This window comes from Akkermansia muciniphila, assembly GCF_002884975.1.
GTDB lineage: Bacteria > Verrucomicrobiota > Verrucomicrobiia > Verrucomicrobiales > Akkermansiaceae > Akkermansia > Akkermansia muciniphila_C.
Window position 1 is genome coordinate 800,692 of record NZ_PJKB01000001.1, and the last position, 13,748, is coordinate 814,439.

The 13,748-nt window shown below is 58.9% G+C and carries 11 protein-coding genes and 1 pseudogene; all 12 read right to left on the reverse strand.

Annotated elements, in window-relative coordinates; translation table 11 throughout:
• Positions 1 to 2 precede the first annotated feature (2 nt).
• Positions 3 to 1,247, reverse strand: a complete 1,245-nt coding sequence (locus CXU21_RS03315) for a glycosyltransferase family 4 protein (RefSeq protein ID WP_102725043.1) — start codon at positions 1,245 to 1,247, stop codon at positions 3 to 5.
• 61 nt (positions 1,248 to 1,308) lie between these two features.
• Positions 1,309 to 1,479: pseudogene (locus CXU21_RS12660) on the reverse strand (DapH/DapD/GlmU-related protein); the annotation flags it as partial.
• A 344-nt stretch (positions 1,480 to 1,823) separates the two neighbouring features.
• On the reverse strand, positions 1,824 to 2,930 hold the full coding sequence (locus tag CXU21_RS03325) for a glycosyltransferase family 4 protein (protein ID WP_102725045.1): 1,107 nt from the start codon (positions 2,928 to 2,930) through the stop codon (positions 1,824 to 1,826).
• 3 nt (positions 2,931 to 2,933) lie between these two features.
• The gene (locus CXU21_RS03330) at positions 2,934 to 3,794 is read right to left on the reverse strand and encodes a hypothetical protein (RefSeq protein ID WP_102725046.1); all 861 of its coding nucleotides are present in this window, start codon (positions 3,792 to 3,794) and stop codon (positions 2,934 to 2,936) included.
• Positions 3,776 to 4,624 (reverse strand): glycosyltransferase family 2 protein, encoded by an 849-nt coding sequence (locus CXU21_RS03335; protein WP_180972605.1) that lies wholly within the window; start codon positions 4,622 to 4,624, stop codon positions 3,776 to 3,778. Before CXU21_RS03335 ends, CXU21_RS03330 begins: the two co-directional genes overlap by 19 nt.
• Entirely contained in the window at positions 4,621 to 5,865 is a 1,245-nt protein-coding gene (locus tag CXU21_RS03340; protein ID WP_180972606.1) for a hypothetical protein, read from the reverse strand. The genes CXU21_RS03335 and CXU21_RS03340 overlap by 4 nt, the downstream gene beginning before the upstream one ends.
• A 76-nt stretch (positions 5,866 to 5,941) precedes the next feature.
• Positions 5,942 to 6,616: an acyltransferase gene (locus CXU21_RS03345; protein ID WP_102725049.1), complete on the reverse strand. Its 675-nt coding sequence runs from the start codon at positions 6,614 to 6,616 to the stop codon at positions 5,942 to 5,944.
• A complete protein-coding gene (locus CXU21_RS03350) occupies positions 6,604 to 7,935 on the reverse strand; it encodes a glycosyltransferase family 4 protein (protein WP_022396778.1) in 1,332 nt (443 codons plus the stop codon). The genes CXU21_RS03345 and CXU21_RS03350 overlap by 13 nt, the downstream gene beginning before the upstream one ends.
• A gap of 5 nt (positions 7,936 to 7,940) precedes the next feature.
• Complete coding sequence (locus CXU21_RS03355; protein ID WP_102725050.1) at positions 7,941 to 8,927, reverse strand: hypothetical protein; 987 nt, start codon at positions 8,925 to 8,927, stop codon at positions 7,941 to 7,943.
• A gap of 13 nt (positions 8,928 to 8,940) precedes the next feature.
• Complete coding sequence (locus CXU21_RS03360) at positions 8,941 to 9,801, reverse strand: hypothetical protein (RefSeq protein ID WP_102725051.1); 861 nt, start codon at positions 9,799 to 9,801, stop codon at positions 8,941 to 8,943.
• A 4-nt stretch (positions 9,802 to 9,805) separates the two neighbouring features.
• Entirely contained in the window at positions 9,806 to 11,302 is a 1,497-nt protein-coding gene (locus CXU21_RS03365) for a hypothetical protein (protein ID WP_102725052.1), read from the reverse strand.
• Positions 11,303 to 11,407: 105 nt separating this feature from the next.
• Positions 11,408 to 13,732, reverse strand: a complete 2,325-nt coding sequence (locus CXU21_RS03370; RefSeq protein WP_180972607.1) for a GumC family protein — start codon at positions 13,730 to 13,732, stop codon at positions 11,408 to 11,410.
• Positions 13,733 to 13,748: the final 16 nt, after the last annotated feature.

Consider the following 13,748-nt stretch of genomic DNA (forward strand, 5'->3'; position numbering starts at 1 on the left):
GGTCAATGTTGACTGGCCTTCAAAACTTCACGGTAAATGCCGGCCATCCTTTCCGCCTTGCAGTTCCAGTCCAGCTCCCTCTGCCTGGCGAGAAAAGCTCCATCCATCTCCCGCAGGACCTGCCTGTGATGGAAAAAGAAACGGATGCGTTCCGCAAAGTCCCGGGCGGACCTTCCGGGATTTGACAAAGGAATTTTGCACCCGACGGAGTCATCGATAACGGTGCTCATTCCGCATGTGTCAAAACACAGCACAGGCAGCCGGGCCATCAAGGATTCCGCGATCACGGTAGAGGTCGCCTCCATAATGCTGGTAAAGAAAAAGAGATCGCTCTGCCACATCATGGACAGAATTTCCGCATTGGGAACAATTCCATGCCATATGCACATATGAGAAACTCCCAGATTTTCAGCCTGTTTCATAAACCGTCCCCCCTCTTCGGAAGATTTCACGCCACATATATGGAGACGCAATCCCTCACAGTCCTTCAGCAGGGCAAGCGTGGAAACAGCCAGATGAAGCTGTTTCCGGAAATCCGCCTTGCCCACCCACAAAAGGCTGAATTCTTTCTTTTTATCCAGCAGGCGCCCCCCGGAGAGATTGGGCCTGCAGCCGGTTTCATTAATCACCACGGCCTGTTTCCCATAAACTTCTTCCATTCTGTTTTTCACGCCTTCCACCGCGGCAACAAGGACGGAGGACCTGGCGACCGCCCGCCGTACATGGGGCTGCCATCTTGACTGGAAGGAATTAAGGGCATTTTTCACCCGCACGAACAGGCGCTGCCTCCATCCCGCACAGCGTGCATAGGCGGCAGGCACGTTTTCCATGCCTCCCACCGGCCCCCACACATAGGGCACACCCTTGATTTTCCAAAGCAGGCCCGGTTCCCTGAACCCTATCATGTTCAGCTGGTGGATCAGATCAATACGGTTATCCCTCATGATTTGACGCGCCAGGCAGAGAGCCCTCTTTTGCCATTTCCTGTAATGGTAGTAAAAACGCCAGTCCCCCTGGTTCCAGCACATCCGGCGAACCTTTTCCGGCACGGGAAGATAATGGAACACGATGTTGCCGGCCTGGGGAAGGCGGGCGAGCTCCCGTTCTATGTTCTCCCTCCATTCCCCTTCCGTAATCACATGCACCTTGCAGTGCATGGCCAGGTGGATGACCCAGTTCCACCCCATGCCGGGTTCGCTGCCCCAGTCCGGGTTGACGGCATAAGCGTTAATCAGGATTTGCATCATGGTCTGTCTATTTGATGGAATCAAGGTAGTTCCGGTGCCTTTCCTCCTCCTCCGGGGCGGCAAAGCGGCGGCGGATGACCCGGGCCGGATTGCCGCCCACCACGGTCATGGGCGGCACGTCTCCGGTCACGACGGCGCCTGCCGCTACAATGGCCCCGTCTCCCACGCAAACGCCGCCCAGAATGACGGCTCCATGGCCAATCCACACGTCGCTGCCGATGACCGTCATGCCGTCCTCCCAGTTCCGGGGAGAATCCCATATGGCGCAACCGGGCCTGTTAAAGGAATGGTCCCTTTTTCCGATGAATGAAACGCGGGCGGCGCACAACACGCTGTTTCCAAAGCGTATATCGCAGGAAACATGGCAGTGCGGCCCCAATTGCACCCTGTTCCCGAAAATGATCCGTTTGTGCGGGGAATTCAGATGCACATGCCTTCCTATCCTGGTCATTCCCTCCACGGTGACCCAGCGTTGAAGCAGGCGGAACCGTATGAAACTGCGCACTCCGTTAGCCAGGGAACGCAGGAACAGGATTGGCCGGGACCTGCCCGGGGCGGCATTGGCGGAAGCATTCATCATACAATATGTTCCATGAGATGGTTGACGTATTCCCGGAATCCCGCAGGCATCAGGCATTCTTTCAGGCGCGGAGGGGACGGACTGCCGCCGCGGTCCAGGCAGGTTTTCCGGAGAAGAGAGGCCAGCCCCTTTTCATCTTCCGGATCGAACAATTCCCCGTTCCAGCCCCGGCGGACCAGGCAGGCGGAGCCGCAGCGCCCGGAAACCAGGCAGAAGCACCCGGCGGCCAGCGCATCATTGACAACCGCCCCAAACGGTTCCACCAGGCTGGGCAGGACAAAGACGTCGGCCAGATTGTACCAGGCCGCCAGACGCTCGCCTTCCAGCCAGCCGGTAAAAATGGCGCTGACCTCCAGCCGGACGGCCAAATCCTGCAATTCCGGTCCCAGGCTTCCCGACCCCGCTATTACCAGAACGGCGTCCTCCGGAAGGGCCGCAGCCGCCCTGACCAGGCATTCCAGATTCTTCTCCGGGGCCAGGCGCCCCACATACAGGACCACCCGTTTTCCGTGCAGGCCGTATTCCCGCTGCATGGAATGGCTCATGGAAAGCGCTTCCCGGCATTGTTCCCGGAATGCCCGTTCATCCCTGACAATCGGAAAAAAGACGCCCTTTCCATAATGTTCCCGGTACCAGCGGCATGCCTCCATGTCCGGGAGAATCACATCATCCATCACCGGCATCGCCGCCTTCCGCGCCAGCGCATGCATGCGGGACAATTCATTTCCGCGGATCATGTCCATGCTGTCATCGCAGATGCTGACGATTTTGAATTTCCAGCGGCAGACCGCGCGCAGCAGGCATACCTCCAGAGCCAGAATGGAAAACTCCGGAACGATCACCAGATCGGGCCGTCCCTGCCGCAGAATGCGCGCAAGGCCGGAAGGAACGCGCCGCCCGGCCACGCGGACATGGTGCAGGTATTGGGGGCGGAACGCGCAGCGGGCTTCCATTTCCCGCCTGTTGTAGTGGTGGTCCGGAGAATTTTCATATTCAAAAAACGCCTCCATCTCTCCAATCCGGGCCAGTGCATTGAAAAAATCAATGCGGTAAGGCGCCAGGTATTGATGAAAGACCATCAGTTTCCGTTTGTTGCCGTTCATGGTTCAGTGCCTTTTCCTGTAATATTGCCGCGCTTGCCTGAAGAACCCGGAGGCCGTCTCCCGGACGCCCGCACACCGGAGGGAAAACCGCAAGGGGTGTTGAACTGTGCCGCACAGCTCCAGCAGCTCTTCATTGGAATATTGGAAAAGGCGGCTTAAACAGCATTTGAGGAAGGGGATTCCGTGGCGGCGGGAACGGAAGGGAATGACGTGCACCCCCCGGCCGCCACCCAGAAGCTCCCTTTGCCTGCGGTCAATGGGAGAAAACAGGGAATGGAAATAATAAACGGGGGTCCCCGCATGCAGAAAGGGGGCCAGGCGGTAAAAAGGCGCCCGTTCCGGGTCGTTCCCGTACCGTACCAGCAGGGGATTGATTCTGGCGGCATCTTCCATTTCCGTTTCCGGCGCAAGGTCAAAATGGCCGTTGAAGGAGAAAACGCGTTCCGCATGCAGCAGGGAGCCGAAGAGAACGGCGGCATAGCCTCCCGAGGAACTGCCCACCATCGTTACCCGGCAGCCTTTCGTCTCGTTTTCAAGCCACTTCAGCACCTTTTCCGGAGAGTTCAGGCGGCTGTTGATGCCGCCCAGGTACCATTGCTTGAAAACGTCGCGGATGAAGATGTGCCTGCCGCAGCCCGGAACCCTGGTTCCGAACCATTCAAACGTATTCCGGAGGGTGACCCGTTCATGGAACCGGGCGCGGTTGTTGGGAAAGTACAGGTCGTTGCTGCTGAAATAAACGGCGCACCGCGAATCATCCCCCTCCGGAGTGCGCTCCATGAGGTAATTGTCACGGGTCCTGTACGTCTCCAGCACCTCTTCGTCATCCGTCTGGAAAACCCAGTCTATTTCGTTGCTGTCCATAAGAAGGGGAGAAAAACTCGTACATGCATGCAGATCATGGCCTTGCACGCGGCCAGCAGGCCGTCGTGCCTGCGGACGTAGTGGAAGTAATACCTGGGCTGGGCATTCCCCAGCGGGGAATACAAATTGCGGAGCCTGCCTGCCAGGGGCACCTTCCGGTCCGTCCAGGCAACGGCCTTGTCATGCCGTTCGCAAGTCCCCATGTAAGCGGGGGCCACCCGCAGCTTTATTCCGCGGGCACGCGCCGTACGGGAATAATCGTAATCCCCCAGCGCGTGCAGGTAGAACCCGTCCAGAATGCCGATGCGCTCCACCACCCGCCGCGGCACCCACAGAATGTTCCCGTGGCATAATTCGCACTCCCTCAGGGTTCCATCCGGAATAACGGGCTTCCCGCCCGCCGTGCCTCCATAAGTCCAGTCATCCGTGCCGGGATGGCAGGTGGAGCCGCAGATGACGGCGGCGTGTTCCATCTGGCGGCAGGCTTCCAATAGATGGCCTACGGCAAACGGATGCAGCATGGTATCATCATTCAGCCACAGGTAGAAATCCGCATCCTTCTTCAGGGCGTCCTCCCATGCCGTCCTCATTCCCCGGTTCCAGAACAGGGTTCCGTCCCCCGTGATGACGGAAACGGAGGGGTAAGCCTGCCGCACGGCGTCTCCGGTGCCGTCGGAGGAACCGTCATCCACCAAATGCACGGAGGCGTCCAGCTCCGCTTCCGGCAGTGCGGAGAACAGGGCGGCAAGGGAGCGGAGCGTTTTTTCCCTGCGGTTGTGGCACGTCATCAGGACCGCAAGTTTTTTTCCGGAGGTATCATCAGTTTTCATGGAATGCGTATGGAAGGGAGAGGGTTGGAGGAACGGCGGCGGAAGATGCTTTCCACCCATTCATGAAGCTCGCCGTCCGTCATGGCCCGGAAACGGCTGGAATAGCACATGGCGATCATCATCCACAGGGAGATGTTCATGATATCCAGATTGAAGTTGGTATCCTCCAGCCATCCCCAGAGCCAGCGGAAGGCCACGAACACTCCCAGCAATTTCATCCAGCGGTTGTTGGAGCGGTAAATGGCCAGATAGGAGGCCTGCCAGTAAAATCCCGTGTAAAGGAAGAGCCCAACCACCCCCGTCCAGGCGAAAATATTGAGGAGGACGGGTTCGCACCAGGCGCGGCGCTTCTGGTCATGGTAGGACTGGCGCTCATCCTGGGACATCTGGAAACTGGTTTCATACCCCTGCGCCGGGGTGCGCCCCAGCAAAATGCAGCCGTCCTTCAGGGAGGAAGAGGCCACCTCTTCAAAGACGATGCTGCGGGAATCCGCCAGCAGGTCGTCCTCCACGGAACTTCCCGGCGCTCCGGCGTAGGAGCCGATGTCCAGGACATTGAAGACGCCGCCCAGCCCGAGGGCGAGAAAGAGGGAGGGAATTAAAAACAGGGCGTGCCGCATCATCCTGTAAAAGCAGTCCTTGAGCAAATCCCTGCCGCAATAGACGGCCAGCAGGGACAAAGCCACCAGCGCCTTTAAAATCTGGCTCCTGGCTCCCATGCTGACGCACACCATCAGGCATGCCATGACCAGCACCACCAGCTTCCATTTCCGGGGCAGCAGGGGCAGCCACGGCACCAGCATCAGCAGGGGATTCAGCAGGGAGGCGTAAAAGTCCGGATTGAGGGTGAACATGAACAGGAAAAAAACGGGGATGAACACCTTGAACCAGACGGACATGACCTGCCGCGTCACCTCCGGCAGGCTGAACACGTAAACCAGCACGGGAATGAAAAGCGTGGGGGCATTCGTCACCAGGGCCCGCGCGGACCAGTAGCCGTCCACGGCGAAGACGCCCCGCAGGCAGCAAATGAATACCCACAGGAAATAAATGGAAAAGAGGGGATAAACGGGGGCGTCCTCCCTCCGGAAATACTTCCGCATGATGACGAAGGACACCGCCAGCAGGAGGGCGGAGGAAAGGGAAATGGCCTGTTCCGTACAAATCGGGTGAAGGACGGCGGCGGACGAGTACATGGACAACATGATCATGGCCTTCACCAGGATGATGAAGGGGAGCACGACCCGGATGCTTGAAGGAAGGCGGGATTTCCCATCAAGGGGCGGGCTTTCATTCGCCTGACATGAAAGGGCCGTATTACGCATGCGCGCTCCTTTCCATCACCGGAGAAGCTTTCCCCTCCTCCGCCCGGCGGATGCGGCGCGCCGGATTTCCGGCCCACACCTCATTGGAAGGGATGGAACGCGTCACCACGGAACGGGCTCCCACGACGGCGTTGTCCCCGATGGAAACGCCTTTCAAAATGAAGGTTCCGGCACCCAGGAAGACGTTGTTCCCAATCCTGACGGGAGCGGACCGGCGCAGAAGCCTGTCCTCCGCTCCCCGCCTGGCTTCCGGGTCCAACGCGTGGAAATCCGTATCCATGATGTGGACTCCGAATCCGGCCTTTACATCGTCTCCGATCGTCACCGACCGCGTGCAGATAATCACGGTATTGCTGATGCCCACCCGGTTGCCGATGCGCAGCACGCCGTCCCTGTCCACGGAAATCAGGCAGCGCTGGGAGGAACGGGAGACGCCGTGGGGGCCGTTCCGCATGGTAAATTCCCTTCCTATGCGGCACGGAACGGAACGGCGGCGGCTTCCCCTGGATATCCTGACGTCCGGAATTCCGAACGAACAGAGGCCGGGGCCGTAAACCGCATTGCCGGCATACAGGAGCCACCTGGCATACCAATTGTGAAGGGGATGCAGGCAGACGGCCCAGCAGCGGAGCACAGCTTTCCTGGCAAGGTAAATCAATTGCTGCATGCGGCCCCCTCCCTTCCCTTTCCTTCATGTTCCTCCGTGCCGTTCCCTGCGTCTCCGGCAATGCTCCCGTAGATGCGTTTCAGTTGTTCCGCATTCGCGGAACGGTCATGGCTCGCCAGGGAGGCCTGCCTTCCGCGGAAGGAAATACGCCTGCACAGATCCATGTCCCCGAACAGGCGGCACACCAGCATGGCCAGCATTTCCGTCTCTTCAAACCGGTACAGGAAACCCGTTTCCCCGTCGGACACGGAATCCATCATCCCCCCGGCATAAGCCGCGATGCAGGGAGTGCCCACCATCTGGGCTTCCCCCAGTGAATTGGACTCATTTTCAATCATGGAGGGGCAAACGAATACATGCGCTTTCCGGAATTGGCTGCACATCTGCTCCGCGTCCAGGCGTCCCAGCCAGCGGAAGCGGTCCCGGACTCCAAGCCGTTCCATCAGGTTTCCCAAATAACGGGCGTAGCCGTTCCTGCGCCACGCAGGGACTGACAGGATGTCCGGTCCGACCACCTTCACCCTGGCGTCAGGATAATGCCGCAGAACCAGGGGAAGAGCCTCCACCACCTTGTGGAATCCTTTCAGGGGGTAGTGGGACTGGCTGAGAAAAATCGTATGCTTTTCGCACGCTCCGGCATCCCATTCATGACGGTAAAAGGGTTCCCTGAGCGTGGGCTGGAGAACATGGTACCGCGCCGCGGGGTTCATGGCCCATGCGTGGGAACGGTCCCAGGCGGTACATCCGATTACATGGCGCACCTTGCCGAACAGCTCCCGTTCGTATTTTCCACGCGCCTTGATCTTCCGCTGCTGGGCAAAAAGCGTGTCGCGGCGCAGCAGATCGCGGAAGGTAACGGATTTCACGAGTTCCCGGGCAGGAATGCCGCCCATATAGAACCCGGCGCAGACGGAAGACAGCCCCTGGATGGAAACGGCCGTGCGTTCCGCCCCGCAGGCCTGCACCCAGGCCAGGGAGTGCGGGTATTCGGAACCGCGGATATGGACCACGTCCGGGCTGAATATATCCCTGATTTCCCGGAAACAGGGTTCCAGTTCCTTCCTGTAAACCCCCATGTCCGCAGGGGCGGGAACCAGGTAATAGGTCATGGCCTCCCCGTCCAGGCGGCGCAGGGTGCGCCCCGGGTAAAACATGACGGCGGCCAGCTTTAAATCCGGGGCGGCTTTCATCAGCTCCTGCGCTCCCGCGTACATCCAGCCTCCCAGAACCGGTTCCGGAAGCCCAAGCATCCGGCACGGTTCGGGAAACAGGATATTGGACAGCCAGAGCACGTTCATCCCTTTTTCCGGAGCGTTCATGTTTTTCACCAGTAGCACCCCCCCTCCACACGGCTGGCGTGGCCTACCGTCTCCTCTCTTCCCGGCCTCGCCCACGCGTCATTGAAAAGCCGGGAATAATCATGTTTGGGAGCGCCGGGATCGGCCCCGTAGGCCGGGTCTTCCCAGCGCCTGCCCCGCAGGCCGAACAGCAGTTGGAGAGCCCCGCCGAGATGCACGGCCTGCCTGCCCCTCCTCTTGGCATGGGCCGCCAGATGAAAGCCGTAAGCCCCGCACCCGATGAGGCAGACGTCGTAATCCCGGCGGTCCATCTCCCCCTCCATCCATGCCAGGGCTTCAAACCAGTCGGCAAAACGGTCCGGCCCCGCTCCCATGCTCTGGACGGCGGCCAGCGTCTCCAGGGAAAAGGAAGGAAGAACCTCCGGGTTTTCAAAAATCCTTTCCCGGTTCCGTTCGTATTGGAGCGTTATGCTTTCTGCGAAAGGATGGACCACCAGCACCTTCCTTCCCTCCAGGGCCCTGCTCCATGGCCGGGAAGACCAGTAAGGCTCCAGATTCAGCAGGCGCACGCGGGGAACATCCCGGATCATGGGCATCACTTCCCGTTCGTACGGAAGCCAGCTTCCCAGGATATCCAGTTCCATCATGTCACGCAGCATCAGCTCGCAGAAACGGGCCAGATACTCCGGCGCGGCCGGGAAAAAGCCGGACCACTCCCTCATCTGCCTCATGATGTTTTTATTCCACCACCACTGGCCCCTCCGGCCCGTGATGTAGTCCAGCGGATTCCTGCCCGCCTTCCCAATTTCCAGATAATTATGCAGGCAGGACATTTCCGTGCAGCCAAACCGCCCCACCATGGCGGGACGGCCGGAGCGGAGAAGGTCCTCAATCATCGCGGAAGCCGCGTCCGCGTCCAGTTCACAGGAAGGGGGGCTCAGTTCCTCCCTGCCGGAACAGCGGTCAAACATGCGGCGCAGCAAATGCAAACCCTGGTGCATCAGTGAAATCATGGCATGGACAAGTTTAATTACCTCCGCAGGCATTCTCCTCCCGAAGGAAGCGGCGCTTCATGGAGCGGAGCTCCAGCCGGCTGCGCCACGTCTTCCAGTTCCTGGCGGCATTCCTGATTCTTGCGGAGCAAGGGGGCTTTTCCTCCGGATCAAAAAAACCCCTCCTGGAAAAATCCATGGAAATGCCGTGCCGTTCAAACAGCTCCGCCACCGGCCCGTACCATTTGCCGTGGATGATGCCCGTGAAAATGTAGGGAATGATCTGGTACCCCTCCCGGGAAAACAGGGAGGGGTCCACCGTCAAAAACTCCATGCGGGAATACTTAGCCCTCCGGCTGCCGAAGCATTCGAACTTCCATGCGGATTCTTCCTTCCTCAACAGGGAAAGCAGCGCCTCCCTGCGCCACAGGGAGCCCTGGCAGCACGCGTACCAGGGATAATCCGGGTCACTGGTGAAAAGGCCTTCATACCGCGAAGGCTCGCGGACCGGAATTCCCTCCGGCGTCAACTGGATGCAGGGAATTTCCGGATGGGCGCGCATCTGCGCCGCGTATCTTTCCACCGCCCCGCCGTCCACCGGCGCCGTCAGGAAGTAATCCTCCTGCATGTAAAGCACCGTATCCGTTTCCATGGCCTCCAGGGCCCATTTCAGGCATTCGCTCCACGTGGCCCTCCTGCGCCCCGGAATGATCCGGCCTGCGCAGCTCCTCAGGGAAACGACGTTTTTTTCCGGACCGGAATAGGTCTTGTACTCCGTATTCAGGTACACGCGGGCGGGGCAATCGGGCCAATAAAGGGACCAGAGCCTGAAAAAAGGCTCCCAGCAGTCTTCAAAGGAATCACAGGTATTGACGAGAATGGAATAGGATTTCATGGAATTATTTGGAAAACTGAATTTTTCTCCAGGCGCTTTTCAGGAAAAAAACAAGGGTGCCGCGCTCCCTGCCGTCCAGAGAAAAAAACCAGAGGAAAAGGAGGAAGACGGCCAGGAGCGAGCAGGTGCGGAACAATACCGGAACGGGAGAAAGCGACGCATCAATCCGGCACAGGAGGATGCCCGCGGCAAACGTAGCCGCGCTGGGAACAAGGCACGGCGCCAGCACCCGGAAAGAAAAATCCCGCAGGCTGAGACCCAGGCGCCGCACGCAAATGGAAAGGGCCAGCAGCCCCCCCGGCAGGGTTACGAAAAGAATGGCGGCCACATACATCATGCAGGGAGACCATCCCATGCGGTAGAATCCCCAGGTAGCGCCCAGGAAAAGAATTCCGGACCCCGTTTTCACCAGCGTGTACAGGCGGATGTTCCCCTCCGCGTAAATGGCGGACCCCAGGCTGAGGAAAAGCTGTTCCAGCAAGGTTCTGGCAAGCTGGAGCCTGCAGAACAGGACCGCCCAGGCGGGGACGGAATGAAGCCAGAGACCCAGGAGCCCCGGAGCCTCCAGAATCAGCGGAATGGCGAAAACCGCCATGAGCAGGTAGGCGAATTTGCAGCCGGACAGGGAGGCACGCAGCATGAGGCCGCGGTTGCCCGCCCCTTCGCTTTTTGAAATGACCGGATTCAGGGCCTTCAGCATGGTCCCGGAAAAAGCCATGGTTTGCCCGTTGATCTGCTGGGCGACGGCCTGCGCCGCATTGAGGGCGACGCCGAAAAAGTGGTTCAGGACGATGCCGACGCCGTATTCCGACAGCATGCTGCTGGCGGAAACCGTGAAATTCCAGCCTGCAAAGCTTCCCATTTCCCGGAAAACGCCGCGTTTCCAGTAACGCCGCGGCGCAATCACGCACTCCGCATAGTTCCTGCGGCAATAAACAAGCATGGCCGTCATGGCAAGGATGGAAATCCCGGCCATCAACACCCCGTACAGAACCAGCTTGTCCGCCAGCACATGAACGACAAGCAGGGCCGCTCCCAGCTTCAGGAAAGATTCCAGAACGCCTATGACGGCGAAATACAGCATATTTTCATGGGCGTTCAGCACGGCTTCATAAGGAACGCCCAGAATGCCGAACACGGTGCTGGCGATCATGGCCCAGTAAACGCACCTGGCGGCAAAAACCCGGTCCTCCGGAATATTGAGAACATGCCCGAACAGGATGGGGGCCGCAGCGTACAGCAGGATTCCGACCATCACGGCAATGGCAAGATGGAGCACCACGCTGATATTAAACACGATTTTCTGTTTCTCCGGGTCCCCTTCCCCCTCCGCATAGCTCATGAAGCGCTGGGTAGCCGCCGCCATGCTGGCGTTGAGAAAAGCCAGCATGGCAATCACGCCCGCCACCATGTTGAAAATGCCGAAGTCGTCCACTCCCAGGGCATTCAGGACCAAGCGCGTCGCGTACAGGGAAATGAACATGGTGACGCCCATTTTCATATACAGGAATCCTGTGTTCCTTATCACTCTGGAGACGGTGTTCATGAAACGGTGGAAGAAAAAGACTGAAGGGCGAATGCTGGAAAAAGGGGCGGTTCAACGGCTCTATCCGTCTGCTTCGGAATACTCGCTGTAATAATGAAAACGGGAATTTTTGAAATTCTCCGCATTGAGGATAAGGGCGACGGCACGGAATTCGCCCTTGTCCGCCAGCCCCTGGATGGCGGGGACGTACTGCTTCTCGATCATGCCGCACCTGATGACATAAAGAACCAGGTCCGCATGGCGCGCCATGAGGGAAGCGTCCACCACGGCCTCATACGGGCAGCCGTCCAGGATGATGCGGTCATACCGGGCGCGCCAGTACCGGAGCAGCTCTTCAAAACGGTCCTGGGTCAGCAACGCGACGGGGTTGGGGGGAACGGGGCCTGCCGTCACCAGGTCAAACCCCGGGAACTTCCTGCCGGACTGCAGGACGGAATCCGGAGACGCCTGCGGGTTCATCAGCAGGTGCACGAGGCCCCTGCTATTCTTCCCTCCGTAAAAGGCGGAAAGGCTGGCCTTGCGCAAGTCCCCGTCAATGAGGAGGACTTTTTTTCCGGTCTGGGCATACGCGGCGGCCAGGTTCAGGGCCGTAAACGTCTTCCCCTCTCCCGCCCGTGTGGACGTCATGAACAGCACGCGGGAGGCTTCCTCCGGATTGGGCAGCAGCATAAGTTCCGCATTGTTGCGGAGAATGTGAAAGCATTCTTCCATGAGGGAGCGGCCATTCATGACGACCAGGGGCAGCTTCGCCCGCTCTTTTCCGGAAAGCAGGGGCAGCGCTCCTGCCAGCGGCAGGTCCGTCAGTCCGGCGAGGTCCTTCTTGTCCCGCACCTTCGTATTCAGGGCGTTTCCGGCCAGCAGGGCCAACAGGCTCACCAAAGCTCCTCCGGCCATGCCGCCCACCGTCATCAGGAACAATTTGGGCGCTACGGGGGCATTGGAGCCGAACGCAGGTTCCAGAATGCGGGCGCTTGGTTCCGTCGTGGCCAGGGCCAGAGCGTTTTCCTCCCTCTTTTTCAGCAGCATCAGGTAAAGCTCCTCCATGACCTTCTGTTCCCGCAGAAGGGGGACCAGGCCTTCATCCTTGGAGGCCATGTCCGACAAAAGCCGGTTGAGTTCATTCCGCTCCTTTTCCAGTTCACTCATCCTCACTTCCAGCGCGTTGCAGTAATTGGCAATGGAACGGCCAATGGATTCGCGCATCTCCTTCATGTTCTCCGCAAGGGAGGAGACCATGGGATTCTGCCTTCCCGCGCTGGCGAACAATTTTTTATGCTGGAGGAAATTGTCGTTGAAAAGTTCAATCTGCTTGGCAATTCCCGCATCCTGAATGCCTATATTGGCGGGGATCATGTCCTGCTGGCGGCTCCGGTCCGCCAGCAGCCTGGCAAGCACCTTCACCTGAATCAACTCCGTCCTGGTGGAGAAAAGTTCCGTCCCTATTTCCTGCACCCTGTTGAACGTGGCATCCAGCGTCGTATCCATATCCTTGACGATCCGGCTGTTGCGCTTGTAGTCAATCACCTGCTTGTCTACGCCGCCGAGCTGGCCGCCAAGCTTGCCAATGCGTTTGACGATGAACTCCTCCGCCCGCGAGGCGGCCAGCTGCTTCTCCCGCCTGGAATGGTCATTGTAAACTTCAATAAGATAATTCAGGGCGTCTTCCGCCTTTTGCGGATGGGAAAGCCTCAACGTCAGCTCCAGCAGGCTGCTTTCCTTGGAATCCGGCCGCGTTACGCTCAGCCGGCCCAGCATTCCGTCGGTGGCCTCCTTCACGGAAACACGCTCCACAAAAATGGTCCTTCCCACGCTGCCTGAAGAAAAATGAGAAGTAGGGCATACCTTCACCGTGGCGAAGGGAAGCTTCAGCGGAACGCCGAACTTTCCGTGCAGAACGTTTTCCCCGCCCTCCTTCTCCCGGCAGGACAGGGAAAATTCCCGGCCGTTCAGCGGAGTAACCGCCAGGGAACAAGGCTGAAACGCCGCCTCTTCACTGAACTCAACCTTCAGGGGAGTCGTATGGTAAAGATCCACTTTCCGGATATTCCGCTTCTCCCAGTAGGAAACGTTGAGCCCCAGCCCCTTCACGACACGGCCCATCACCTCCGAGGACTTGACCACATAGCTCTCATTCGCCAGGTTGGCCTCCCCCGGCTTGAATCCCAGATCGGAGAGAATGATTTCCGAAACCTGGGCGTTCTTCTGCTTGTCATCCCTCAGCATGATGCGGGCGGTCTTCTGGTACAAATACCCCTGCCGCGCGGAGATGAAATAAGCCAGCCCCCCGCCCAGCAGGGCGCACGCCAGAATCCAGGGCCAATACCTCCTGGCCGTGGAAAAAATGAACCGGAAGGAAAAAATATCGTTGTCCTCAGGCTGTATCACTGAAACGGGCATGGAA

Coding starts and splice junctions, on each gene's coding strand:
- CXU21_RS03315 (WP_102725043.1), bottom strand. CDS start 1,247: ATGATGCAAATCCTGATTAACGCTTATGCCGTCAACCCGGACTGGGGC.
- CXU21_RS03325 (WP_102725045.1), bottom strand. CDS start 2,930: ATGAACGGCAACAAACGGAAACTGATGGTCTTTCATCAATACCTGGCG.
- CXU21_RS03330 (WP_102725046.1), bottom strand. CDS start 3,794: ATGGACAGCAACGAAATAGACTGGGTTTTCCAGACGGATGACGAAGAG.
- CXU21_RS03335 (WP_180972605.1), bottom strand. CDS start 4,624: ATGAAAACTGATGATACCTCCGGAAAAAAACTTGCGGTCCTGATGACG.
- CXU21_RS03345 (WP_102725049.1), bottom strand. CDS start 6,616: ATGCAGCAATTGATTTACCTTGCCAGGAAAGCTGTGCTCCGCTGCTGG.
- CXU21_RS03350 (WP_022396778.1), bottom strand. CDS start 7,935: ATGAACGCTCCGGAAAAAGGGATGAACGTGCTCTGGCTGTCCAATATC.
- CXU21_RS03355 (WP_102725050.1), bottom strand. CDS start 8,927: ATGATTTCACTGATGCACCAGGGTTTGCATTTGCTGCGCCGCATGTTT.
- CXU21_RS03360 (WP_102725051.1), bottom strand. CDS start 9,801: ATGAAATCCTATTCCATTCTCGTCAATACCTGTGATTCCTTTGAAGAC.
- CXU21_RS03365 (WP_102725052.1), bottom strand. CDS start 11,302: ATGAAAATGGGCGTCACCATGTTCATTTCCCTGTACGCGACGCGCTTG.